Origin of the sequence: Mycobacterium sp. 3-98, assembly GCF_035918355.1 — a bacterium.
In the GTDB taxonomy this organism is placed as follows: Bacteria; Actinomycetota; Actinomycetes; order Mycobacteriales; family Mycobacteriaceae; genus Mycobacterium; species Mycobacterium intracellulare.
The window spans coordinates 4,765,601-4,787,360 of the sequence record NZ_CP142360.1 but is presented as its reverse complement, the minus strand read 5'-3'; the positions used below and the strand labels follow the sequence as shown (position 1 = coordinate 4,787,360).

General features: G+C 69.0%; 21 protein-coding genes. 12 read left to right on the top strand and 9 right to left on the bottom strand.

Features of this window, described 5'->3' with window-relative positions; all coding sequences use genetic code 11:
* Positions 1 to 195 precede the first annotated feature (195 nt).
* Genes QGN30_RS22355 through QGN30_RS22340 form a run of 4 tightly spaced genes read left to right on the top strand, consistent with a single transcriptional unit; the run spans position 196 to position 4,149 of the window.
* A complete protein-coding gene (locus tag QGN30_RS22355) occupies positions 196 to 1,827 on the top strand; it encodes a fatty acid--CoA ligase (protein WP_248923523.1) in 1,632 nt (543 codons plus the stop codon).
* A gap of 35 nt (positions 1,828 to 1,862) precedes the next feature.
* Complete coding sequence (locus QGN30_RS22350) at positions 1,863 to 2,336, top strand: SRPBCC family protein (protein WP_095562488.1); 474 nt, start codon at positions 1,863 to 1,865, stop codon at positions 2,334 to 2,336.
* 28 nt (positions 2,337 to 2,364) lie between these two features.
* Positions 2,365 to 3,255 (top strand): class II glutamine amidotransferase, encoded by an 891-nt coding sequence (locus QGN30_RS22345; RefSeq protein ID WP_020821815.1) that lies wholly within the window; start codon positions 2,365 to 2,367, stop codon positions 3,253 to 3,255.
* A gap of 24 nt (positions 3,256 to 3,279) precedes the next feature.
* Positions 3,280 to 4,149, top strand: a complete 870-nt coding sequence (locus QGN30_RS22340) for a patatin-like phospholipase family protein (RefSeq protein WP_038538449.1) — start codon at positions 3,280 to 3,282, stop codon at positions 4,147 to 4,149.
* A gap of 25 nt (positions 4,150 to 4,174) precedes the next feature.
* On the opposite strand, the gene QGN30_RS22335 is transcribed toward QGN30_RS22340, so the two are convergent.
* The gene (locus tag QGN30_RS22335; protein WP_051473021.1) at positions 4,175 to 5,245 is read right to left on the bottom strand and encodes a patatin-like phospholipase family protein; all 1,071 of its coding nucleotides are present in this window, start codon (positions 5,243 to 5,245) and stop codon (positions 4,175 to 4,177) included.
* Positions 5,246 to 5,345: 100 nt separating this feature from the next.
* On the bottom strand, positions 5,346 to 5,801 hold the full coding sequence (locus tag QGN30_RS22330; protein ID WP_416366868.1) for a lipoprotein LpqV: 456 nt from the start codon (positions 5,799 to 5,801) through the stop codon (positions 5,346 to 5,348).
* 115 nt (positions 5,802 to 5,916) lie between these two features.
* On the opposite strand from QGN30_RS22330, the gene QGN30_RS22325 reads away from it, so the two are divergent.
* Positions 5,917 to 6,531 (top strand): cysteine dioxygenase, encoded by a 615-nt coding sequence (locus QGN30_RS22325; protein WP_008254278.1) that lies wholly within the window; start codon positions 5,917 to 5,919, stop codon positions 6,529 to 6,531.
* Entirely contained in the window at positions 6,528 to 6,965 is a 438-nt protein-coding gene (locus QGN30_RS22320; protein WP_095762924.1) for a rhodanese-like domain-containing protein, read from the top strand. The genes QGN30_RS22325 and QGN30_RS22320 overlap by 4 nt, the downstream gene beginning before the upstream one ends.
* A 200-nt stretch (positions 6,966 to 7,165) precedes the next feature.
* Here QGN30_RS22320 and QGN30_RS22315 read toward each other — a convergent pair whose 3' ends face one another.
* From QGN30_RS22315 to QGN30_RS22300, 4 genes are read right to left on the bottom strand one after another with little or no spacing between them, the layout of a single operon-like run.
* A complete protein-coding gene (locus QGN30_RS22315; RefSeq protein ID WP_014381954.1) occupies positions 7,166 to 7,825 on the bottom strand; it encodes a TetR/AcrR family transcriptional regulator in 660 nt (219 codons plus the stop codon).
* Between the two features lie 4 nt (positions 7,826 to 7,829).
* On the bottom strand, positions 7,830 to 9,602 hold the full coding sequence (locus QGN30_RS22310; RefSeq protein ID WP_014381955.1) for an alpha/beta hydrolase: 1,773 nt from the start codon (positions 9,600 to 9,602) through the stop codon (positions 7,830 to 7,832).
* 8 nt (positions 9,603 to 9,610) lie between these two features.
* A complete protein-coding gene (locus QGN30_RS22305) occupies positions 9,611 to 10,393 on the bottom strand; it encodes an enoyl-CoA hydratase (protein ID WP_008254287.1) in 783 nt (260 codons plus the stop codon).
* A gap of 13 nt (positions 10,394 to 10,406) precedes the next feature.
* Positions 10,407 to 11,444 carry an enoyl-CoA hydratase/isomerase family protein gene (locus tag QGN30_RS22300; protein ID WP_248923525.1) on the bottom strand — a complete coding sequence of 346 codons (1,038 nt, stop codon included), beginning with the start codon at positions 11,442 to 11,444 and terminating at the stop codon, positions 10,407 to 10,409.
* 226 nt (positions 11,445 to 11,670) lie between these two features.
* Between QGN30_RS22300 and QGN30_RS22295 the strand changes: the two genes are divergently transcribed.
* A complete protein-coding gene (locus QGN30_RS22295; protein ID WP_026071427.1) occupies positions 11,671 to 12,522 on the top strand; it encodes a Bax inhibitor-1/YccA family protein in 852 nt (283 codons plus the stop codon).
* Between the two features lie 168 nt (positions 12,523 to 12,690).
* A complete protein-coding gene (locus QGN30_RS22290; RefSeq protein ID WP_326565607.1) occupies positions 12,691 to 13,950 on the top strand; it encodes an IS30 family transposase in 1,260 nt (419 codons plus the stop codon).
* An 87-nt stretch (positions 13,951 to 14,037) separates the two neighbouring features.
* Here the strand turns inward: QGN30_RS22290 and QGN30_RS22285 are convergent, their stop codons facing one another.
* Positions 14,038 to 15,255: an acetyl-CoA C-acetyltransferase gene (locus tag QGN30_RS22285; protein WP_009954588.1), complete on the bottom strand. Its 1,218-nt coding sequence runs from the start codon at positions 15,253 to 15,255 to the stop codon at positions 14,038 to 14,040.
* 93 nt (positions 15,256 to 15,348) lie between these two features.
* Positions 15,349 to 16,311, bottom strand: coding sequence for an SGNH/GDSL hydrolase family protein (locus tag QGN30_RS22280; protein ID WP_225325524.1), 963 nt, complete (start codon positions 16,309 to 16,311; stop codon positions 15,349 to 15,351).
* A gap of 245 nt (positions 16,312 to 16,556) precedes the next feature.
* Here QGN30_RS22280 and QGN30_RS22275 point away from each other — a divergent pair, with 245 nt between their 5' ends.
* The 4 genes from QGN30_RS22275 to QGN30_RS22260 all read left to right on the top strand — a co-directional run bounded on the left by QGN30_RS22275 (position 16,557) and on the right by QGN30_RS22260 (position 21,090).
* On the top strand, positions 16,557 to 17,624 hold the full coding sequence (locus tag QGN30_RS22275; RefSeq protein WP_248923526.1) for an alpha/beta hydrolase: 1,068 nt from the start codon (positions 16,557 to 16,559) through the stop codon (positions 17,622 to 17,624).
* A gap of 35 nt (positions 17,625 to 17,659) precedes the next feature.
* On the top strand, positions 17,660 to 19,066 hold the full coding sequence (locus QGN30_RS22270) for a cystathionine beta-synthase (RefSeq protein ID WP_014383986.1): 1,407 nt from the start codon (positions 17,660 to 17,662) through the stop codon (positions 19,064 to 19,066).
* Positions 19,067 to 19,177: 111 nt separating this feature from the next.
* Complete coding sequence (locus tag QGN30_RS22265; RefSeq protein ID WP_225330734.1) at positions 19,178 to 19,912, top strand: RDD family protein; 735 nt, start codon at positions 19,178 to 19,180, stop codon at positions 19,910 to 19,912.
* A gap of 11 nt (positions 19,913 to 19,923) precedes the next feature.
* Positions 19,924 to 21,090 carry a cystathionine gamma-synthase gene (locus QGN30_RS22260; RefSeq protein WP_014381961.1) on the top strand — a complete coding sequence of 389 codons (1,167 nt, stop codon included), beginning with the start codon at positions 19,924 to 19,926 and terminating at the stop codon, positions 21,088 to 21,090.
* A gap of 19 nt (positions 21,091 to 21,109) precedes the next feature.
* Here the strand turns inward: QGN30_RS22260 and greA are convergent, their stop codons facing one another.
* Positions 21,110 to 21,604, bottom strand: a complete 495-nt coding sequence (gene greA, locus QGN30_RS22255; RefSeq protein ID WP_007168983.1) for a transcription elongation factor GreA — start codon at positions 21,602 to 21,604, stop codon at positions 21,110 to 21,112.
* Between the last annotated feature and the right edge of the window lie 156 nt (positions 21,605 to 21,760).

Genomic DNA, 21,760 nt, shown 5'->3' with positions numbered 1-21,760 from the left:
ACGGTCATCCGAAAGGCCCGCCCGCCGAACGGGATCCACGTCGCCGGCGGCCGGCACGGGTGGTTTCTGTCACGATCGCCGAAATCGGGCTTAGGGTGGAAGCGGCCGACGGCCCGTCGCCGTCGGCCCGGAATGCGGGCGCGGCATTTCGCGGCTTGGCACGGACGGTGCCGCGCGGAGAGAGGCGGTACATCGATGGACGGCACGATGCAGGACTATCCGTTGACGATCACCGCGATCATGCGCCATGGCTGCCGTGTTCACGGGGATCGCACCGTCACCACCGCCACCGGGGACGGCTACCGCACGACGAGCTATCGGGAACTGGGCTGCCGGGCCGCCCAGCTGGCGAATGCGTTGCGCCGGCTCGGGGTGACCGGTGACCAGCGGGTCGCGACGTTCATGTGGAACAACTCCGAGCACCTGACGGCGTACCTGGCGGTCCCCTCGATGGGCGCCGTACTGCACACCCTGAACATCCGCCTGTTCCCCGAACAGATCGCCTACGTCGCCAACGAAGCCGAAGACCAGGTGGTGCTGGTCGACGCCTCCCTGATCAACGTGCTCGCCCCGGTGCTGCCCAGCCTCGAGACCGTGCACACCGTGATCGCCGTCGGCGAGGGCGACACCGAACCGCTGCGGGAATCGGGCAAGACCGTGCTGGACTACGCCGACGTCATCGCCGCGGAGCCGACCGAATTCGACTGGCCGCACATCGACGAGAAATCCGCGGCGGCGATGTGCTACACCAGCGGGACCACCGGTAACCCGAAAGGCGTGGTATACAGCCATCGTTCGAGTTACCTGCACACCATGGCGGCGTGCACCACGAACGGCATCGGCGTCGGGGCCGTCGACAGCGTGCTGGCGATCGTGCCGATGTTCCACGCCAACGCCTGGGGCCTGCCGTACGCGGCGCTGATGGCCGGCGCCGACTTGGTGCTGCCGGATCGCCACCTCGACCCGGCATCGGTGGTCGGCATGGTCGAAGATCTGCGCCCCACCGTGACCGGCGCGGTGCCGACGATCTGGAACGCCGTCCTGCACCACCTCGAGGACGACCCCGACCACGACCTGTCGTCGCTGCGGCTGGTGGTCTGCGGCGGCTCGGCCGTCCCGGTCTCGCTGATGCGCACCTTCGAGGAAAAGCACGCCGTGCAGATCCGGCAGCTGTGGGGCATGACGGAGACGTCGCCGCTGGCGACCATGGCCTGGCCACCGCCGGGCACCCCCGAGGACCAGCACTGGGCCTTCCGCGGAACCCAGGGCCAACCGGTCTGCGGGGTGGAGATGCGGATCGTCGACGACGACGGCCAGGTGCTGCCCAACGACGGCGTCGCCGTGGGGGAGGTGGAGGTCCGCGGCCCGTGGATCGCCGGCTCCTACTACCTGGGCCACGACGAGTCGAAGTTCGACTCCGGCTGGCTGCGCACCGGCGACGTGGGCCGCATCGACGGCCGCGGTTACGTCACGCTGACCGACCGGGCTAAAGACGTCATCAAATCCGGCGGGGAATGGATCTCCTCGGTGGAGCTGGAGAACGTCCTCATCGGCCACCCCGAGGTGGTCGAGGCCGCGGTGGTCGGCGTCCCCGACGAACGCTGGGAGGAACGCCCACTCGCGGTGATCGTGGCCAAGGAGGGCGCGTCGGTCAGCCCGGGGCAGCTGCGAAACTTCCTCGCGGACAAGGTCGCTCGGTGGTGGCTGCCCGAACGGTGGACATTCGTCGACGAGATCCCCCGCACCAGCGTCGGCAAGTACGACAAGAAAGCCATTCGCTCGCGCTACGCCGAAGACGGCTACCAGGTGGTCGAAGCCCGCGACTGATCGACGCCGCAACGAGACCGGAAAGGCTTGAGGCAGTGACACATCCACTCGTCGTCGACCAATCCGTCGTCACACCGGTCGCGGTCCACGACGCGTTCGGCCGGACGCTGCCGATGCCACTGCCCACGCTGTTCAACCGCTGGTACGGTCCCTTCCCGCCGATCCGCGACGTGCGCGAGCAGACCGGCGCCTGGGACGCGGCGGGGCAGACCCGCATCGTGCACCTGGCCGGCGGCGCCACCATGCGCGAGGAGCTGACCAGTGTCGACCCGCCGCGCTCGTTCGGCTACCGGCTCTGCGAGGTCACCGGCCCGATGGCGTTGCTGGTCGATCACGTTGTGGGCGAATGGATTTTCACACCGGCGGCCACCGGAACCGAGATCACCTGGCGCTGGGACATCCACCCGAAGTCGCCGCGCACGGCCTGGGCGCTCCCGCTGCTGGGCAGGATGTGGAAGGGCTACGCGCGGCGCGCGCTGGCCAACCTGTCGGCCTTGCTGACGAAGTGAGGCCCGCGAACCGTTACGGTGTGAAGGCATGTGCCGACTCTTTGGCCTGCACGCCGGGACGCACGCGTGCACCGCGACCTTCTGGTTGCTGGACGCGCCGGACAGCCTGTCCGAACAGAGCCGGCGAAACCCGGACGGCACCGGCCTGGGCATCTTCGACGAGCACGCCGCGCCGCACCTCTACAAGGAGCCGATAGCGGCCTGGCAGGACGCCGCCTTCGCGACCGAGGCGCACCGGATGACCGGCACCACCGTCATCGCCCACGTCCGCTACGCCACCACCGGCTCGCTCGACATCCGCAACACCCACCCGTTTATGCAGGACGACCGGATCTTCGCGCACAACGGCGTCCTCGAAGGCCTGGACATCATCGACGAGCGGCTGCGCGAGATCGGCACCGCCGACCTGGTATTGGGCGACACCGACTCCGAGCGCGTGTTCGGCTTGATCACCGGCTCGATCCGGGCCCGCGGCGGCGACATCACCGCGGGGCTCGTCGACGCCATGCGATGGCTCGCCGAGCACGTCCCGATCTACGCGGTCAACGTGCTGCTGAGCACGGCCACCGACATGTGGGCGCTGCGTTACCCGCAAACCCACGAGCTCTACGTCTTGGATCGATCCGACGGTGTGGCATCGCAAGACCCCGAATTCGACTTGCACACCATACGAATTCACGCGCGCTCCGAGCACCTGTGCACGCGGCCGTCGGTGGTGTTCGCCACCGAACGCATGGACGCCGACCCGCGCTGGCGCCTCCTCGAGCCCGGCGAGCTGATTCACGTCGACGCCGGGTTGCGCGTCACCCGCAGCCTGGTGCTGCCCGACCCGCCCAACCAGCTGTTGCGCCGCGAGGACCTGAGCACGCCGGTGGAGGACTCGCAACACGCCCTGCCGAGCACCCGGCGGCTGGTCTGAGGACGTTTGGCAGAGTTGGTGAGCGTGACGAACAAACGCGCCCTGGTGCTGGCGGGCGGCGGGATCGCGGGAATCGCCTGGGAGACAGGTGTTCTGCGGGGCATCGCCGACGAGTCGCCGGCCGCGGCCCGGCTGTTGATCGAATCGGATGTGCTGGTGGGGACGTCGGCGGGCTCGGCCGTCGCCGCGCAGCTCGGCAGCGGCCACACGCTGGACGAGCTGTTCGACCGGCAAGTCTCCGAGTCGTCGGCCGAAATCGACTCCGGCGTCGACGTCGACACCATCACCGAACTGTTCCTGACCGCCCTGGCCGCGCCGTACGAGGAGCCGCTGGACAAGACCCGCCAACAAATGCAGCGGATCGGGGCCGTGGCCCTGGCGACCGAAACCGTTCCCGCGCCGGTGCGCCGCCAGGTGATCGCGCAGCGCCTGCCGTCGCACGAGTGGCCCGAGCGCGCGGTGCGGCTCACCGCCATCGACGTCGCCACCGGAGAACTGACCGTCTTCGACCGCGAATCGGGCGTCGACCTCGTCGATGCCGTGGCGGCCAGCTGCGCGGTGCCCGGGGCGTGGCCGCCGGTGTCGATCGCGGACCGCCACTACATGGACGGCGGGGTGGCCAGCTCGGTCAACCTCGCGGTGGCCGCCGACTGTGACGTCGCGGTGGTGCTGGTGCCCTCGGGCATCGACGCACCGTCGCCGTTCGGCGCCGGGCCCGCCGCCGAGGTCTCATCGTTTCCCGGGGCGGCGTTCGCGGTGTTCGCCGACGCCGATTCGCTGGCCGCCTTCGGGCCCAACGCCTTGGATCCGGGCTGCCGCATCCCCTCGGCCCTGGCCGGGCGCGAGCAGGGTCGCCGCGAAGCCGCGGCCATCGCCCGGTTCCTGGGCTTGTGACGGATTTGGTTGCCGCACACAGCCTTTAGCGATCGATCGCGGGCGGGGCGGCGTCGTCGCGCCCGGCTTCCAGCGAGTCCAGGGCGTCATCCGCGAGCGCTCGGCCGGTGGCGATCACCTCCACCGCCCGGTGAAATTCCAGGGCCCGACACGTCGACCGCGGAACCTCGATGAGCAGGTCGGGCGGGTAGACCGCCAGCGTGTGACGCGCCAGGGCGGCCTGCGCGATGTCGATCGTCCGGTTCATCACCTCGAAGCTGCCCAACTTCGGCACGTCGGACACCGCGGCGGCCAGCTCGCCGGCGACAGCGTCGGCCGGTGACGGCTCTTCGTCGGGGTTGTCCGACCAGTCATCCGGCTCGCCGCCCGGCCCGCCCAGCCTGCTCAGCACCGCCCGGGCGGTCGGCCGGTCGAGCAACGAGCGGGCGGCGGCCGTGTCGAGCAGCGCGGAGGTGCTGCGCAGCATGCGGGTCAACCATTCGGCGGTGGCCCCCGGCTCCGCTTCCCGGGTGGTGATCGCCTCGCTGCCGGACAGGTTCACCGCGATGGTCAGGTCGGCGTTGACGGCCGACAGCGGGGCCATCGGCAGCGGGTCCAGGATGCCGCCGTCGGCCAACAGCCTCCCGTCGACCGCGTGCGGCGCGATCACCCCCGGGATGGCGATCGACGCCCGGATCGCCTCGTCGAGGGGGCCGCGCTGAAACCACACCGACTTTCCCGCCAGCAGGTCGGTCGCCACCGCGGTGTACGGGATCCGCAGGTCTTCGATGGCGACCGGGCCCAGGATGTCGCGCACCGCGTCCAGGATCTTTCCGGCTCGCATCACGCCGGCCGCGCTGATCGACGGGTCCAGCAGCCGCAGGATGGTGCGCTGGGTCAGGGACTTCGCCCACTCGGAGAACTCGTCGAGCCGCCCGGCCGCGTGCAGGCCGCCGACCAGCGCGCCCATCGACGAGCCGGAGACGCCGACGATGTCATAACCGCGTTCGCGCAGCGCCTCGATCACCCCGATGTGCGCGTAGCCGCGGGCGCCACCGCTGCCGAGCGCCAGTGCGACCCGAGTCGGTGCCGAGCGACGCGGAAGTTCGTCAGGCACCCCACCATTTTGCGCGGCGGGGGTCCTCAGCGGGCCGCGCGCGGACTTTTTTCAGCCGTGATCGTAATTACTCCGCGGGGGAGGGCGCCGGCGCGCGGCGCTACCCGCACTCGTCGTTGGCCGCCGCCCGCGCGGCGACGATCACGGCGGCCTGCCGGGCCGGGGTCAGCTTCGACCAGGGGGCGTTCCAGCTGCCCGCCGTGCCCGACGGCGACGCCTGCAGCATGGCCAGATAGGGCTCGAACAGCGACGCGCCGGTCCTGGGCTGGCCATCCATCCACACTTTTGCGGCGTGACAGGCCTGGTAGTACTCCTCCTCGGTCGAGTGTGCGGGGACGTCGACCCTGGTCGTCACGCCGCCGGGGGACACGCCGATGGCGCCCGCCGGCACCGAGCCCGGGCCGCCGGCGCTGTCCGATTGCGGCGCCGACGAGGGGGCCGGTGGGCCGTGCTGGCCGCCCTGCGAGCAGCCCGCGACCGCCGGCAGGACGCCCACTACAAGGGCCGCGGCAACCACCGCGCCCCGCCGCCGGGGTCGACCACCGCGCCAGCGCACGGTCTCAATCTATGCAACACTGGCTGCCGTGATGGAGCGCTTCGGATTTTGCGAGTGTTGTCGGCCGTAACACGCCGCCGCCCGTTCGATCCTCTTTCGCTCTGGAGTTCCCCCCATGACTTTGTCCCTTGCCGGGGCAGCGCCCGTCACCGCCGCGGTCACGCGCCCACGAACCCTCTCGTCCCCGTCCGCGGGCCCGACCCCGCTGCGGGTGCCAGACCTGTTGCACGCGACCGACCAGGCCGCCGACGACGTGCTCAGCGGGCGCTGCGACCACCTGCTGCCCGAGGGCGGCATCCCGGAGTCGCAGCGCTGGTTCACCCGCATCCACGGCGACGAGGAGCTCGACGTCTGGCTGATCAGCTGGGTGCCCGGCCATCCGACCGAGCTGCACGACCACGGCGGGTCGCTGGGTGCGTTGACCGTCGTTTCCGGCTCGCTCAATGAATACCGTTGGGACGGAAGGGCTTTGCGGCGCCGTCGGCTCGACGCCGGCGACCAGGCCGGGTTCCCGTTGGGCTGGGTGCACGACGTTGTCTGGGCGCCGCGGCCGGTCACCGTGCCGGTCACGGGGTTGCCGGGTGCGAGCGCCGGGCCGGCGCAGCCGACCCTGAGCGTGCACGCGTACTCGCCGCCCCTGACCGCCATGTCGTACTACGACATCACCGACCGCAACACGTTGCGCCGGCAACGCACCGAACTGACCGACCAGCCGGAAGGATCGCCGTGAGCCGCATCGACGTCGTCTTGAGGTCCGCCCGGCGCCGGTATCGCCGCCTGCCCGCCACCGAAGTGCCCGACGCGCTGCGGCGCGGCGCGGTGCTCGTCGACATCCGCCCCCAGGCCCAGCGGTTCCGCGAGGGGGAGGTGCCCGGGGCGCTGGTGATCGAACGCAACGTCCTGGAGTGGCGCTGCGACCCCACCAGCGACGCCAAACTGCCCGAAGCCGTCGGCGACGACGTCGAATGGGTGATCCTGTGCTCGGAGGGCTACACGTCCAGCCTGGCTGCGGCCGCGCTGCTGGACATCGGCCTGCACCGCGCCACCGACGTCATCGGCGGGTATCACGCGTTGGCCGGCGCGGGCGTGCTCACCCAGCTGGCCGGCGGTGCGTCCGGCGCCCCGTTGGCCGACGCGGCCGCGGGCGGCCGCCGCTGGATCTAGCCGGCCGCTAGTTAACTGCAACCCCGACGGGTGATTCGGCACTGGGAACGCACGCGGCCGCGGTGACGGTGGTGAGTGCGAGGACCGCCGCAACGACGAGTTTCGCGGCTAGACGTGACATGAGGACTCCGTTCGTCGGCCCCCCGGCGCAGAACTCTAGCGGGCCTACGAGCAAATTTCAATAACGATTGAATTAATCGCTAACCGTCGGCTGATTGCGACGTCGGGTCCAGCCCCAGCTCGTCGGCGGGTGCGGTCAAGAACCGATGCACCGCCGGCCCCACCAACCCGACCACCTCGTCGACCCCGAGCGACGACAGCGGAGGCACCCGCATGACGTAGCGCAGCATTCCGGTGCCGACGAGGTTGGTCGCGGCCAGCGTTGCGCGCAGCCGCGCCTCATCTCCACCGCCCAAAGCGCTGGACACCGCGGTGAGCAGGTAGTCGTGCAGGAATCCGCGAAACGCGTCGTTGGCGTCGCCGTTCGACGTCGCCGACCGCACCATCGACGCCATGCTCGAGGCCGTGTCGGGTTGCTCCCAGATACCCAGGTAGGCGCGCACTACGCGGCAGCCCAGATCGTCGTCGTCGCGTGCGATCTCGGTCGTCAGCAGGTCAGCGGGCAGCACCAGCTTCAGCGATTCGCGAAACAATGCCGCCTTCGAGCCGAAGAGATAGAGAACCATCGAAGGATCAACTCGCGCATCGTCGGCGATCGCGCGCAGCGTCGTCTTGTCGTAGCCATGGGCGGCGAACTGCCGCTTCGCCGCGCGAAGGACCGCGTCGCGCGATACCGGCTCGCCCTGGCGTCTACCGCGCCGCTTCTGAATCCCAGACGGGGACACCGGTTCCCGGCCCACCCGGCTAGCCTTCGGCGTGCAGGAGCGGCCGCAGCCGGGCCGTCTTCTCCGGTGTCCACCCGGGCGGCGACATCACCGCCGCCCAGCCGTCGGCGACGTCGGCGACGTAACGGTGACCGTGCCCGTCGGGGACGTCCACCGCGACGGCCATGTCCGCCGACACCTGAAGGAAGGTGACGACCGGGATCCAGCGCGTCTGCGGCAACACGTCATAGCCGCGCCGCTCCCGCAACCAGTCGGGCTTGCTGAACACCAGGTCCGGGGTCCACCAGGCGATCGGGTCCGAGGCGTGCTGCAGATAGACCACCCGCGGGTGATCCCACGGGTCCTTCGGGCGCGCCAGGTTGCCCGCGCGGGCCACGAAGCGGACGTAGCGGCCGTCGTCGTAGATCGGCAGCCATTCGGGGGACCCGGGGTCGCGTGTCGTGGTGAGGTCGGTCCAGATGGTGTTCTGGAACGTCGGCCCGCTGAACAGGGCGCCGTCGGTGCGGGCGAGCACGTTGTTCAGGCTCATGAACGACGCCTCGCCGCCGAACGAGCCGAGGCTCTCACCGAACACGACCAGCTTGGGGCGTTGGGCTTCCGGCATCTGGCGGATCAGCCGGTCGACGGCCTCGAACAGCGCCTGGCCGGCGTGCCGGGCGTTCTCCTTGTCCACCAAAAACGACAGCCAGCTCGGCAGGAACGAATACTGCATGCTGACGATCGCGGTGTTGCCGTTGTACATGTACTCGAGCGCCGTGGCCTCCGCCTCGTTGATCCAGCCGGTGCCGGTGGTGGTCGCGACCGCGACGACCGCGCGCCGCAGCCCGCCCGTGCGCTGCAGCTCGCGCGCGGCGAGTTCGGCGGTCGCGGTGATGCCGTCGGCGGAGTTCAGCCCCGCATAGGCCCGGATCGGTTCGGTCGCCGGGGCGCCGTTGAATGCGGAAAGATCGCCGACCTTGGGACCGCCCTCGACGAAGACGCGCCCTTGGTGGCCAAGGGATTCCCACGACACCAGCGACTCCGGTCCGCCGGAGCGCAGCGCGGTCTTCGGCGGCGCGCTGTCGGGGTTCATCTCGTTGTTGGCCGACGCGAAGGTGTCGTTCATGGTGCGCATGGCGAACTTGAGCACGACGCCGTTGAGCACGGTGACGGTCAGGACCGCCAGCGTGACGACCACGATGGTCGCCGAGAGCCGAAACGGCACGAACCGGTCGACCTGACCGACCAGGAAGCGGACCAACCAGCGGGTGAACTGGCCGATTTCGACCACCGTGAACAGCACCACCAGCGAGAGGACTCCCGACAGCGGGTAGTCGTACCACTCCAAATGTGGCACGCCCATCAGGTCGCGCACGTCGTCCTGCCACACGTGGAACCAGATCGCCATCAGTACCTGGCCGACCACACCGATCGGGATCAGCACCTTCCAGGCCCAGCGTGGCGGCGGCGGGCTGTGATCCTTTTCCCGCATGAACCGCACCAACCAGACCGAAAAGACGCCCAGCCCATAGCCGATGGCGCCGGAGAGCCCGCTGACGAGTCCCTGGAACAACGGGCCGCGCGGCAGCAGCGAGGGCGTCAGCGAAAGCCAGATGAAGACCAGGCCGACCGTGGTGCCGGTGAATGTGTAATGCCGCACCCACCAAGGCTTTTCGGTCCACGGCAGGGTGGGGGCGGCGCGCCCGGCCCGCGGGGCGGGCGGGGCCTGTGAAACGGCGACCGCGGATTCCTCGACGTCGTCCGCCGGCTTGTCGCCGGTGTCGACGTTGGTCGCGGAGCCGGGTTCGCTCATGGTGCGTCCTAGCGGTGGGTGAAGTTCGGCGCGCGCTTCTCGACGAAGGCCGCCATCCCCTCGGATTGGTCCTCGGTCGCGAAAGTGGAGTGGAACAGCCGGCGTTCGTAGAGCAGCCCCTCGGCCAGCGTGGATTCGAACGCGCGGTTGACGGCCTCTTTGGCCATCCGCGACGCCGACCGCGACATCTGGGAAATGGTGGTCGCGACTTTCTTCGCCTCGGTCAGTAGGTCGTCGGCGGGCACCACGCGCGAAACCAGCCCGCTCCGTTCGGCCTCCGCGGCGTCGATGGTGCGCCCGGTCAGGATGAGGTCCATGGCCTTGGCCTTGCCGATGGCGCGGGTCAGGCGCTGCGAGCCGCCCATGCCGGGCAGCACACCGAGTTTGATCTCGGGCTGGCCGAATTTCGCTGTGTCGGCGGCGATCAGCACGTCGCACATCATGGCCAGCTCGCAGCCGCCACCGAGCGCGTGCCCGGCCACCGCGGCGATCGTCGGGGTGCGGACCTCGGCGAGTCTGCCCCAGGGGGCGAAGAAGTCGGCGCCGAAGGCGTCGGCGAACGTCAGCTCGGCCATCTCCTTGATGTCGGCGCCGGCGGCGAACGCTTTGGCCGAGCCGGTGATGATGATCGCGCCGATGCCGGGGTCGTCGTCGAAATCCGCTGCCGCACTGGTGACCTCGTTCATCACCTGGGTGTTCAGCGCGTTGAGGGCCTTCGGCCGGTTCAGGGTGATGATGCCGACGCGCTCCTCGCGCTCGACGAGGATGGTCTCGTACTGCGTGTCTGTCATCTGGGCCGCCTTTCTAGAAACTCAGGTCGTCGTCGACCGGGGTGAAATACGCCTCGACATCGGCCGCCGTGACGGCGGCCAGCTGCGCCGGCGACCACTTGGGATTGCGATCCTTGTCGATCAGCTGCGCGCGAATTCCCTCGACCAGGTCGTGTGAGCGCAGCGACGCCGAGGACACCCGATAGTCCTGAACGAGAACGTCTTTGAGCGTTTCCAATTCGGCCGCGCGGCGTACCGCCTCCAGCGTCACCGACAACGCGATGGGGGAGCGGGTGGCGATCAGGTTGGCGGCGTCGTTCGCCGGGCCCGCGCCGTGGCCCGCGAGGGCCGCGACGATGTCCTCGACCGTGTCGCGCGCGAAGCAGTCGTCGATCCAATCGCGTTGTGCGGCAAGTTCACTCGGTGGCGGTTCGACGGTGTATTTGGCGAGCGCGTTCTCGACTCCGTCCCCGACGATCGCCCGACGGAACGCCTCGATGTCGGCGTGCGGCACGTAGTGGTCGGCGAAGCCCATGGCGATGGCGTCGGCTCCCGAGAACGGCGCCCCGGTCAGCGCGGCGTGCAGGCCCAGGCCGCCGGGCGCGCGCGACAGCAGGTAAACCCCGCCGACGTCGGGGATGAAGCCGATTCCGACCTCGGGCATGGCGATCTTGGAGGTGTCGGTCACCACCCGGGTGTTCGCGTGCGCGCTGACGCCCACACCGCCACCCATCACGATGCCGTCCATCACCGCGACGTATGGCTTGGCGAAGTCGGCGATCTGGGCGTTGAGCAGATATTCGTCGCGCCAGAAGCGTCGCGCCTCCGCCCCGTCCTTGCGCGCGCTGTGGTAGATCGAGACCACGTCGCCGCCCGCGCACAGTCCGCGTTCACCGGCGCCGGAGAGCACCACCGCGCGCACCGCCACGTCGCCGGCCCAGCCGGTGAGGATGGCGGTCAGATCGTCCACCATCCGTTGGTTCAGCGAGTTGATCGCCTTGGGCCGGTTGAGCGTGATCAAGCCGACGCTTCCGTCAACCTCGGTGAGAACCTCATCGGATCCGTCGGTCACGCCCTAGCCTCCCTCGCGCCGGTCCAGCCTCGAGGAAGAAATCTAGATCGTCACGACCGGCGCGGTATGCGCGGGTAAGGGTTATGTTTAACGCGACGACAACGGCTTAAGCCTTCCAAGGCTCGAGAACTCCGCAAAATGCCCAGCTCGGCTGGGAACCTGGGTGGGCCGCTGATCGTTGAGATGGTGTTCGCACAGCTCGAAGCCAATAAGAGAGGATCCGACGGTGCGGGAGACAAGCAACCCGGTATTTCGTTCGCTGCCTAAGCAGAGGGGCGGATACGCGCAATTCGGCACTGGCGCGGCCCCGATGCAGGGCTACCAGGCCGACCCCTATGCGGCTCCCTACCAGGCCCCGTACCAGGAGGCCCGGCCTTCGCGCCCGCTGACCATCGACGACGTCGTCACCAAGACCGGCATCACGCTGGCCGTGCTGGCGGCCTCCGCCGTCGTCTCCTACTTCTTGGTGGTCTCGAACCTCGCGCTGGCGATGCCGCTGACCCTGATCGGCGCGCTCGGCGGCCTGGGCCTGGTGCTGGTCGCGACCTTCGGTCGCAAGCAGGACAGCCCGGCGATCGTGCTCAGCTACGCCGTACTCGAGGGTCTGTTCCTGGGAGCGCTTTCGTTCGTCTTCGCCCACTTCTCGGTGTCGAACGCCAACGCCGGCGTGTTGATCGGGGAGGCCGTCATGGGCACCTTCGGGGTGTTCTTCGGCATGCTGGTCGTCTACAAGACCGGCGCCATCCGGGTCACGCCCAAGTTCACCCGCATGGTGGTCGCCGCGCTGTTCGGCGTGCTGGCCCTGATGCTCGGCAACTTCGTGCTGGCCATGTTCGGTGTCGGCGGCGGCGCGGGCCTGGGCCTGCGCAGCGGCGGCCCGCTCGCGATCATCTTCTCGCTGGTGTGCATCGGCATCGCGGCGTTCAGCTTCTTGATCGACTTCGACGCGGCCGACCAGATGGTCCGCGCCGGTGCGCCGGAGAAGGCGGCGTGGGGCATCGCGCTGGGCCTGACCGTGACGCTGGTCTGGCTGTACATCGAGATCCTGCGCCTGCTCAGCTATCTACAAAACGATTAGCTCTGCCACCCAAAAACCGGCACGCCGATGGGCGTGCCGGTTTTTTTGTCTGCGGTCCTCGTGCACTGCCGTTGAGTGTGAAGCGCCGGCGCCGAGGGTGAACCAGCGGTGCGCTGGCTCGGCTTGGGCTCAAGGGGTGATTGCAACACTTCGTAGTTAGGGGTGTTGATGACGGGTCAGCCTCAGTTGTTGTCGGTGCAGCGCCGGTATTGGGAGTTGATCGCGTCCGGGGTGTCCTCGGAGGACGCCGGGGTTGCGGTCGGCGTGTCGGCGACGTGCGGCGGCAAGTGGTTTCGCAGGTTTGGTGGTGTGAATCCGCGATGGTTAGCCCCTCAGGGGCAGAAACGGCCGCGGTTGTCGGCTGATGAGCGTGAACAGATCATGATCGGCGCCGCTCAGGGCGAATCGATTCGCTCGATGGCAGCCCGGTTGGGCCGGGCCCCGTCGACAGTCATGCGCGAGATCGCCAACAACGGCGTCATGCGGGGGTATGTGGGCCGTTATCGTTCTCGTTACCGCTTCGGAGCCCGCCGAGCGGGCGTGGATGCGAAATCGGGCTATTCGGCGCGGATTGCTCAGCTTCGCAGCGAGCAGCGAGCGCGCCGGCCCAAGATCGGCAAGCTGGGTCGCTGCCCTGCGTTGCGTGATCAGGTGCAAGCGTGGTTGGTCAAGAAGTACAGCCCGGAGCAGATTGCCGGGATGTTGGCCACGACGTATTCCGACCGCCCGGAGATGCAGGTGTCCCACGAAACCATCTACAAGGCGCTCTACGTGCAAGGACGCGGGGAGCTACGCCGCGAGCTGACTAAGTGTTTGCGGACCGGGCGGGCATTGCGCAAGCCACGGGCCAGAGTCGGCGCCCGTAGCGGCTGCGGCCGAATTCCGGGCATGGTCAACATCAGTGAGCGGCCCGCTGAGGCCGCTGACCGCGCGGTGCCCGGGCACTGGGAGGGTGACTTAATCCTGGGCAAAAATCAACACTCTCAGATCGGCGCCCTGGTCGAACGTTCCACCGGGTTCGTGCAACTGCTGCACCTGCCCGCCCGTCGCGACCCTGAGACGGTGGCTGATGCGATGATCGCCACCATCAAAACCCTGCCCCAGGCATTGCGGCGCTCGCTGACCTGGGACCAAGGCCACGAAATGTTGCGCCATGCCCGCATCAGTATCGACGCCGGCATCGACATCTACTTTTGCGATCCACACTCACCCTGGCAGCGCGGCAGCAACGAAAACACCAATGGCCTATTGCGCCAATACTTTCCGAAAGGCACCGACTTATCCGTGCACTCGGCCGACTACCTCGCCGAAGTCGCCGCTGAACTCAACGAACGCCCACGCAAACGCTTCGGCTGGGACAGCCCCGCCCAAGTCCTCAACCGGCTACTGTCAAACCCGCCACAAACCACTGTTGCAACCAAACCTTGAAACCACCCGGCGTGTCGCCGCCCAGGCTTCACACTCAAAGCCCGGGTTTCACACGCCAAAGCCGGGACGCACCCAACGACGAGCGGCTCAGCTGAGCCGCTCGATCACCATCGCCATGCCCTGCCCGCCGCCGACGCACATGGTCTCCAGGCCGAACGTCTTGTCGTGCGTCTGCAGGTTATTGAGCAGCGTGGTGGCGATGCGGGCGCCGGTCATGCCGAACGGGTGGCCCAGCGCGATCGCCCCGCCGGACACGTTCAGCTTGTCCTCGTCGATGCCCAGCTCCCGGGCCGAGCCCAGCACCTGGACGGCGAACGCCTCGTTGATCTCGAACAGGTCGATGTCGCTGACCGACAGCTTGGCCCGCGCCAGCGCCTTCTTGGTCGCCTCGATCGGGCCCAGGCCCATGATCTCCGGGGAGAGGCCGCTGACCCCGGTGGACACGATCCGCGCCAGCGGCGTCAGGCCGAGCTCCTTGGCCTTGGTGTCGCTGGTGATCACCACCGCGGCCGCGCCGTCGTTCAGCGGGCACGCGTTGCCCGCGGTCACCGTGCCGTTGGGCCGGAACACCGGCTTGAGCTGGCTGATCTTCTCGTAGGTGGTGCCGGGGCGGGGGCCGTCGTCGGTGCTCACCGTGGTGCCGTCGGGCAGGGTCACCGGGGTGATCTCCCGCTCGAAGAACCCGCTCTTGATCGCCTCCTCGGCGCGGTTCTGGCTGCGCACTCCCCAGTGGTCCTGGTCTTCGCGGCTGATGCCGGTCAGCAAGGCGACGTTCTCGGCGGTCTGCCCCATCGCGATGTACACGTCGGGCAGGTTGCCGTCGGCGCGGGGATCGTGCCACTCGTCGGCGCCCTCGGCCGCGGCGGCCGAACGCTCCTGAGCCTCGCCGAACAGCGAGTTCTTGGTGTCCGGCCACGAGTCGGCGCTGCCCTTGGCGAACCGCGACACGGTTTCCACACCCGCCGAGATGAACGCGTCGCCCTCACCGGCCTTGATCGCGTGGAACGCCATCCGGGAGGTCTGCAGCGAGGACGAGCAGTACCGGTTGACGGTGGTGCCCGGCAGGAAGTCGAAGCCGAGCTCGACGGCGATGACTCGCGCCAGGTTGTATCCGGATTCGCCGGCAGGCTGCCCGCAGCCCAGGATCAGGTCGTCGATCTGGTGCGGGTTCAGGGCGGGCACCTTGTCCAGCGCGGCCTTCACGATCTGGACGGTCAGGTCGTCGGGGCGCATGTTGACCAGCGACCCCTTCATCGCGCGGCCGATCGGCGAGCGAGCAGTTGAGACAATGACGGCTTCAGGCATGGTGGTTCCCTTCAGATCCCTGCAGATCCCACAGATGGGGCTGGCTCGCTTCATCATCGGGCGGTGGGCCCACGCCGACGGGCGAAGACAAATCTAGTCGCTGCCAACCTCGGGGCACGAAGACGGGGCAGGTCCGGGTGCCGGGCGCCGCCACAGCCGCGACATCACGCTGGCCCGCGTGTGGCGCTGCCCCAGGACCGGCTCCGCCGGCGGCACCGGCGGACTCAGCGGCGGGCGCTCCACCTCCTCGCCCAGCGCGTCGCACAGGGCCAGCAGCAGCGCGTCGGCGGCCAGCGCATAGGCGGGCGCCGACGGGTGGTAGCCGTCGGCGGAGAACATCGCGTCGGGCGTGGCCCGGAACTGCGGCGCCATCAGCTGCGCCAGCGGCACCGGCACGCCGCCGGCCGAGCGGACCGCCGCGGTCTGGGCGCGGGCGAGTTGCAGGCAACGCTCGTGCGCGAGCGACCGCAGCGGCTGCGGAATCGCGCTGATGAAGCCCAGATCCGGGCAGGTGCCGACGATCACCACGGCGCCCCGGGCGCGCAGCCTGCGGACGACCAACCCCAGCCGTTGCGCCGACTGGCTCACTCCGTTGAGCGCGGTGACGTCGTTGGCGCCGACCATGACCACCGCCACGTCCGGCGGGGGGCCGGCCACGAACATGGCGTCGACTTGGCCGCACAAGCCCTTCGAGGTGGCGCCCACAATGGCCTTGGTGCTCAGCCGGATTCGCTTGCCGGTCTGCTCGGCCAGGCCGCGCGCGATCCGCACCCCCGGCACCTCGTCGGCACTCATGCATCCGTATCCGGCGGCGGTCGAATCGCCGAAGATCATCAGGTGCAGGTCGGCCGCCATGCCGCGGCGCCACCGCTCCACGGGCCCGCCGCCGCGCGTGTACACGCCGTCGGCGCGGGGCGGGATGTCCCATGCCTTGGGGATGACGGTGCGCGCGTGGGACGCCTGGCCGACCAACAGACTGCGTGCCCCCAGGTAGGCGGTTCCTGTCGAGGCCAGCGCGCCCGCTGTGGCCAGGGCGATCGCCGACCGGCGTGGCACCCGAATGGTCACGCACTCAAGTTTAGGGCCGCTGCGGAGTTTGCGCGGCCGGTGCGAAAAAACGAACTGATCACGGTGCGAAGCAAAACTGGTATCAACTCAGAGATTTCATACGTTGCACTAAGCGATGGCTGTCAAGCTGAGAACAAGGGGATGGCTGAGCGCTTTGGCAAACGGTCGAACCAGACGCTCAACAGCCTCGTCACATGCTGTATCGCACTACAACGGCGTAGGAAGTGTTGAGCATGACCGCACCTAGCAAGGTATCGGGGTCGCCTGAGGCCACCGTTCGTGCCCATGATGTCCTCAAAGCCCGTCGCGCCCAGACGCGCAAGTTCGCGATCAGCGACGGCGCGCCCGTCGAGGTCCTCGAATCCGGCCCCAGCGTTGCTGCGCGATTGGCCAACCTGACGTCACGGCTGACGATCCGACCGATTCTGACCGTCGGCAGCCACGTCCCCAACCTGCCGTGGCCGTGGGGCCTCATCGACCTCACCGCGCGGGTGCTGATCCCGGCGTCGGCCACCGTCCGCGAGACGGTGAAGTTGCCGCACGCCTCGGCGCAGCTGGTGCGCGCGCCCGGCGTGCTTCCCGCCGACGGCAGCCGCCGCGTGGTCGTCTACCTCCACGGCGGCGCGTTTCTGACCTGCGGGGCAAACTCGCACGGCCGGCTCGTCGAGGCCCTCTCCAAGTTCGCCGACGCGCCCATCTTGGTGGTCAATTACCGTCTGCTGCCCAAGAATTCGGTGGGCATGGCGATCGAGGATTGCCACGACGCCTACCGATGGCTGCGGCTGCGCGGCTACCAAGCCGACCAGATCGTGCTGGCGGGCGATTCCGCGGGCGGCTACCTGGCGCTCACCCTCGCGCAACGCCTGCAGGAGGAAGGCGAGGAGCCCGCGGCGCTCGTGGCGATCTCGCCGCTGCTGCAGCTGGCGAAGGAACCCAAGCAGGCCCACCCCAACATCGACACCGACGCGATGTTCTCCGCCGGGGCGTTCGACGCCCTCGCCGAGCTGGTTGCCGCCGCGGCCGGAAAGAACAAGGTCGACGGCAAAGCCGAGGAGATCTACGAGCCGCTGGAACACATCAAGCCGGGCCTGCCGCGCACGCTGATTCACGTCTCGGGCTCCGAGGTGTTGCTGCACGACGCGCGGTTGGCGGCGAGCCGGCTGGCCGCAGTCGGCACCCCGGCCGAGGTGCGGGTGTGGCCCGGCCAGATCCACGACTTCCAGCTGGCCGCGCCGATGGTGCCGGAGGCCGTGCGCTCGCTGCGCCAGATCGGCGACTACATCCGCGAGGCCACCGAGTAGCGCGCCGCCCGAAACCGCCTGAGACGATGTGACGCATGCGGATCGCGCAGCACATCAGTGACCTCATCGGCGGCACGCCGCTGGTGCGCCTGAACTCCGTCGTTCCCGACGGTGCCGGCATCGTGGCGGCCAAGGTCGAATACCTCAACCCCGGCGGCAGCTCGAAGGACCGGATCGCGGTCAAGATGATCGACGCCGCCGAAGCCAGCGGACAGCTGCGGCCCGGCGGCACGATCGTCGAACCCACGTCGGGCAACACCGGCGTCGGGCTGGCGTTGGTCGCCCAGCACCGCGGGTACAAGTGTGTGTTCGTCTGCCCGGACAAGGTCAGCGAGGACAAGCGCAACGTGCTGATCGCGTACGGCGCCGAGGTGGTCGTGTGCCCGACGGCCGTGCCCCCCGACCACCCGGACAGCTACTACAGCGTCTCCGACCGGCTGGTCACCGAAATCGAGGGCGCGTGGAAACCGGACCAGTACGCCAACCCGGAAGGCCCGGCCAGCCACTACGCCACCACCGGCCCGGAGATCTGGGCCGACACCGACGGCAAGGTCACCCACTTCGTCGCCGGCATCGGCACCGGCGGCACGATCACCGGCGCCGGCCGCTACCTCAAGGAGATATCGAACGGGGCCGTGCGCATCATCGGCGCCGACCCCGAGGGCTCGGTGTATTCGGGCGGCACCGGCCGGCCCTATCTGGTGGAGGGCGTCGGCGAGGACTTCTGGCCGCAGGCGTATGACCGCACGGTGCCCGACGAGATCATCGCGGTGTCCGACTCCGACTCGTTCGACATGACCCGGCGCCTGGCCCGCGAGGAGGCGATGCTGGTCGGCGGGTCGTGCGGGATGGCGGTGGTCGCCGCGCTGCGCGTCGCCGAGCAAGCCGGACCCGACGCGCTCGTCGTGGTCCTGCTGCCCGACGGCGGCCGGGGCTACATGTCGAAGATCTTCAACGACGCCTGGATGTCGTCGTACGGGTTCCTGCGCAGCCGGCTCGACGGGTCCACCGAGCAGTCCAGGGTCGGCGACGTGTTGCGCCGCAAGTCCGGTGCGCTGCCCGACCTGGTGCACACCCACCCGTCGGAGACGGTGCGCGACGCCATCGGCATCCTGCGCGAGTACGGGGTGTCCCAGATGCCGGTGGTCGGCGCCGAGCCGCCGGTGATGGCGGGGGAGGTCGCCGGCAGCGTCTCCGAACGTGAATTGCTGTCGGCGGTGTTCGAGGGCCGGGCGAAACTGGCCGACGCGGTCGCCCAGCACATGAGCCCGCCGCTGCCGATGATCGGCGCGGGTGAGCTGATCAGCGCGGCGGGCACGGCGTTGCGGGACTGGGACGCGTTGATGGTGGTCGAAGAGGGCAAACCGGTCGGCGTGATCACCCGTTATGACCTGCTGGGCTTCCTCTCCGAGGCGCCCCGTGGACTGAGCGGACGCCGGTAGTTCGCCGCGCTCGGCGGGTGATGCGCGTCTCGCCCGTGCGTGAAACGCTCAGGTACGGTAATTCGGCTAATCCAGCGAGATGTCCAGCTGTTCCGCAGTGGAAGGTTGCCCATGACCGATCAACCGCCGACCGGCGGCGCCTACCCGCCGCCCCCCTCGTCGCCCGGCCCATCCGGTGGGCAGCAGCCGCCGTCCGGCGGTCAGGAGTTCCCGCCGCCTCCGTCGGCGCCCGGCGGCGGTTCCTACCCCCCGCCGCCACCGCCACCCGGCGGGTCCTACCCGCCACCGCCGCCGTCGTCCGGGGGCTACGCGCCGCCGCCGCCGGGACCGGCGATCCGGACCCTGCCGACGCAGGAGTACACGCCGTGGCTCACCCGCGCGCTGGCGTTCGTCATCGACATCCTCCCGTACGTCGTCGTGCACGGCATCGGCACCGCGATCCTGCTCGCCACGCAGCAGACGGCCTGCATCACCGACGTCACCCAGTACGCCGTCAACCAGTACTGCGCCACCCAGAATTCGACCCTGGGCATGGTGGCGCAGTGGTTGGCGTCGATCGTCGGGCTGTTCTACCTGATCTGGAATTACGGCTACCAGCAGGGCACGACCGGGTCGAGCGTCGGCAAATCGGTGATGAAATTCAAAGTGGTCAGCGAGATCACCGGCCAACCCCTGGGCTTCGGCCTGTCCGTGGTGCGGGCGCTGGCGCACTTCATCGACGCGATCATCTGTTTCATCGGTTTCCTTTTCCCGCTGTGGGATTCGAAGCGTCAGACGCTGGCGGACAAGATCATGACGACCGTGTGCCTGCCGATCGACGGGACCGAAAGGCCGCCGGTCACCTAGGCTGATCGTCGATGAGCGACGACGGCAACCCACACCCCGAGTTCACCGGGCTGGCCACCAAAGCGATTCACGCCGGCTACCGGCCGGACCCGGCGACCGGAGCGGTCAACGCCCCGATCTACGCCAGCAGCACCTTCGCCCAGGACGGCGTCGGCGCGCTGCGGGGCGGATTCGAATACGCGCGCACCGGCAACCCGACCCGCGCCGCGCTGGAGGCCGCGCTGGCCGCCGTCGAGGAAGGCAGCTACGGCCGGGCCTTCGCCTCGGGGATGGCCGCCACCGACTGCGCCCTTCGCACAGTGCTGCGGCCGGGTGACCACGTCGTGATCCCGAATGACGCCTACGGCGGCACGTTCCGGCTGATCGACAAGGTCTTCACCCAGTGGAACGTCGACTACACGCCCGTCGCGCTGCACGAGCCGGACGCCGTCGCCGCCGCGATCACGCCGCGCACCCGGATGATCTGGGTGGAAACCCCGACCAACCCGTTGCTGTCCATCGCCGATATCGCCGCCATCGCCGAGCTGGGCGAGCAGCATTCCGCGAAAGTGTTGGTGGACAACACCTTTGCCTCACCCGCGCTGCAGCAGCCGCTGACGCTGGGGGCGGACATCGTGCTGCACTCCACCACCAAGTACATCGGCGGCCATTCCGACGTGGTGGGCGGCGCGCTGGTCACCAACGACCAGGAACTCGACGACGCTTTCGGCTTCCTGCAGAACGGGGCCGGCGCGGTGCCCGGCCCGTTCGACGCCTACCTGACGATGCGCGGACTGAAGACCCTGGTGCTGCGCATGCAGCGGCACAGCGAAAACGCCATGGCCGTAGCGGAATTCCTCGCGGGCCATCGCGCGGTGAGCGCGGTGCTCTACCCCGGCCTGCCCAGCCACCCCGGGCACGAGGTCGCCGCGCGGCAGATGCGCGGGTTCGGCGGCATGGTCTCGGTGCGCATGAAAGGCGGCCGAGACGCCGCCCGGGATCTGTGCGCCAACACCAAGGTGTTCATCCTGGCCGAATCGCTGGGCGGGGTCGAGTCGCTGATCGAGCACCCCAGTGCCATGACGCATGCGTCGACGGCCGGGTCGCAATTGGAAGTGCCCGACGACCTGGTGCGGCTGTCGGTCGGCATCGAGGACGTCGCCGACCTGGTGGCCGATCTGCAGCAGGCCCTCGCCTAGCGCGCCTCGCGCAAAGCGATCAGGAGTGGTACGGCTCCGCGCTGACCAGGGTGACCTCGACGGTGTTGCCGTTGGGCACCACGTAGCTGCGGGTCTCGCCCACCTTGGCGTCGATCAGGGCGCCGCCCAGCGGTGAATTCGGCGAGTACACCTCGAGCTTGCCGTCGTTGACGCCCTCCTGGCGGGTGGCGATGAGGAACGTCTCGGTGTCGGACTTGTCGCCGTTGTAGTAGACCTTCACCACCGAACCGGGCAGCGCGACGCCGGACTGCTTGGGCGCTTCGCCGACCTTGGCGTTGTTGAGCAGATCCTGCAGCTGGCGAATCCGGGCCTCCTGCTGGCCCTGCTCTTCGCGGGCGGCGTGGTAGCCGCCGTTTTCGCGCAGGTCGCCCTCCTCGCGGCGGTCGTTGATCTCCGCGGCGATGACCGGACGATTCGCGATCAACTGGTCGAGCTCGGCCTTGAGTCGGTCGTGCGACTCCTGGGTCAGCCAGGTCACCGAAGTGTCCGTCATCTCGTCGTGCTCCTCGTATGTTGTTCCGCGAGTTCGCGTAAGTCCTGTTAACTCCGCCGTCGAAAGCGTGCGGGTCCATCCCCGTGTGCTGCGGCGCCGATCTGCTGACGGCCGCTAATGCAGCAACACGGTCCCAATCGGAACCGTGCATTCACC

Bases quoted from the DNA above. Each gene is read 5' to 3' on its own strand.
- QGN30_RS22285 (WP_009954588.1), bottom strand. From the start codon at position 15,255: ATGCCTGAAGCCGTCATTGTCTCAACTGCTCGCTCGCCGATCGGCCGC.
- QGN30_RS22310 (WP_014381955.1), bottom strand. From the start codon at position 9,602: ATGAGCGAACCCGGCTCCGCGACCAACGTCGACACCGGCGACAAGCCG.
- QGN30_RS22305 (WP_008254287.1), bottom strand. From the start codon at position 10,393: ATGACAGACACGCAGTACGAGACCATCCTCGTCGAGCGCGAGGAGCGC.
- QGN30_RS22275 (WP_248923526.1), top strand. From the start codon at position 16,557: ATGACCGCACCTAGCAAGGTATCGGGGTCGCCTGAGGCCACCGTTCGT.
- QGN30_RS22270 (WP_014383986.1), top strand. From the start codon at position 17,660: ATGCGGATCGCGCAGCACATCAGTGACCTCATCGGCGGCACGCCGCTG.
- QGN30_RS22325 (WP_008254278.1), top strand. From the start codon at position 5,917: ATGACTTTGTCCCTTGCCGGGGCAGCGCCCGTCACCGCCGCGGTCACG.
- QGN30_RS22355 (WP_248923523.1), top strand. From the start codon at position 196: ATGGACGGCACGATGCAGGACTATCCGTTGACGATCACCGCGATCATG.
- QGN30_RS22265 (WP_225330734.1), top strand. From the start codon at position 19,178: ATGACCGATCAACCGCCGACCGGCGGCGCCTACCCGCCGCCCCCCTCG.
- greA (WP_007168983.1), bottom strand. From the start codon at position 21,604: ATGACGGACACTTCGGTGACCTGGCTGACCCAGGAGTCGCACGACCGA.
- QGN30_RS22345 (WP_020821815.1), top strand. From the start codon at position 2,365: ATGTGCCGACTCTTTGGCCTGCACGCCGGGACGCACGCGTGCACCGCG.
- QGN30_RS22290 (WP_326565607.1), top strand. From the start codon at position 12,691: ATGACGGGTCAGCCTCAGTTGTTGTCGGTGCAGCGCCGGTATTGGGAG.
- QGN30_RS22260 (WP_014381961.1), top strand. From the start codon at position 19,924: ATGAGCGACGACGGCAACCCACACCCCGAGTTCACCGGGCTGGCCACC.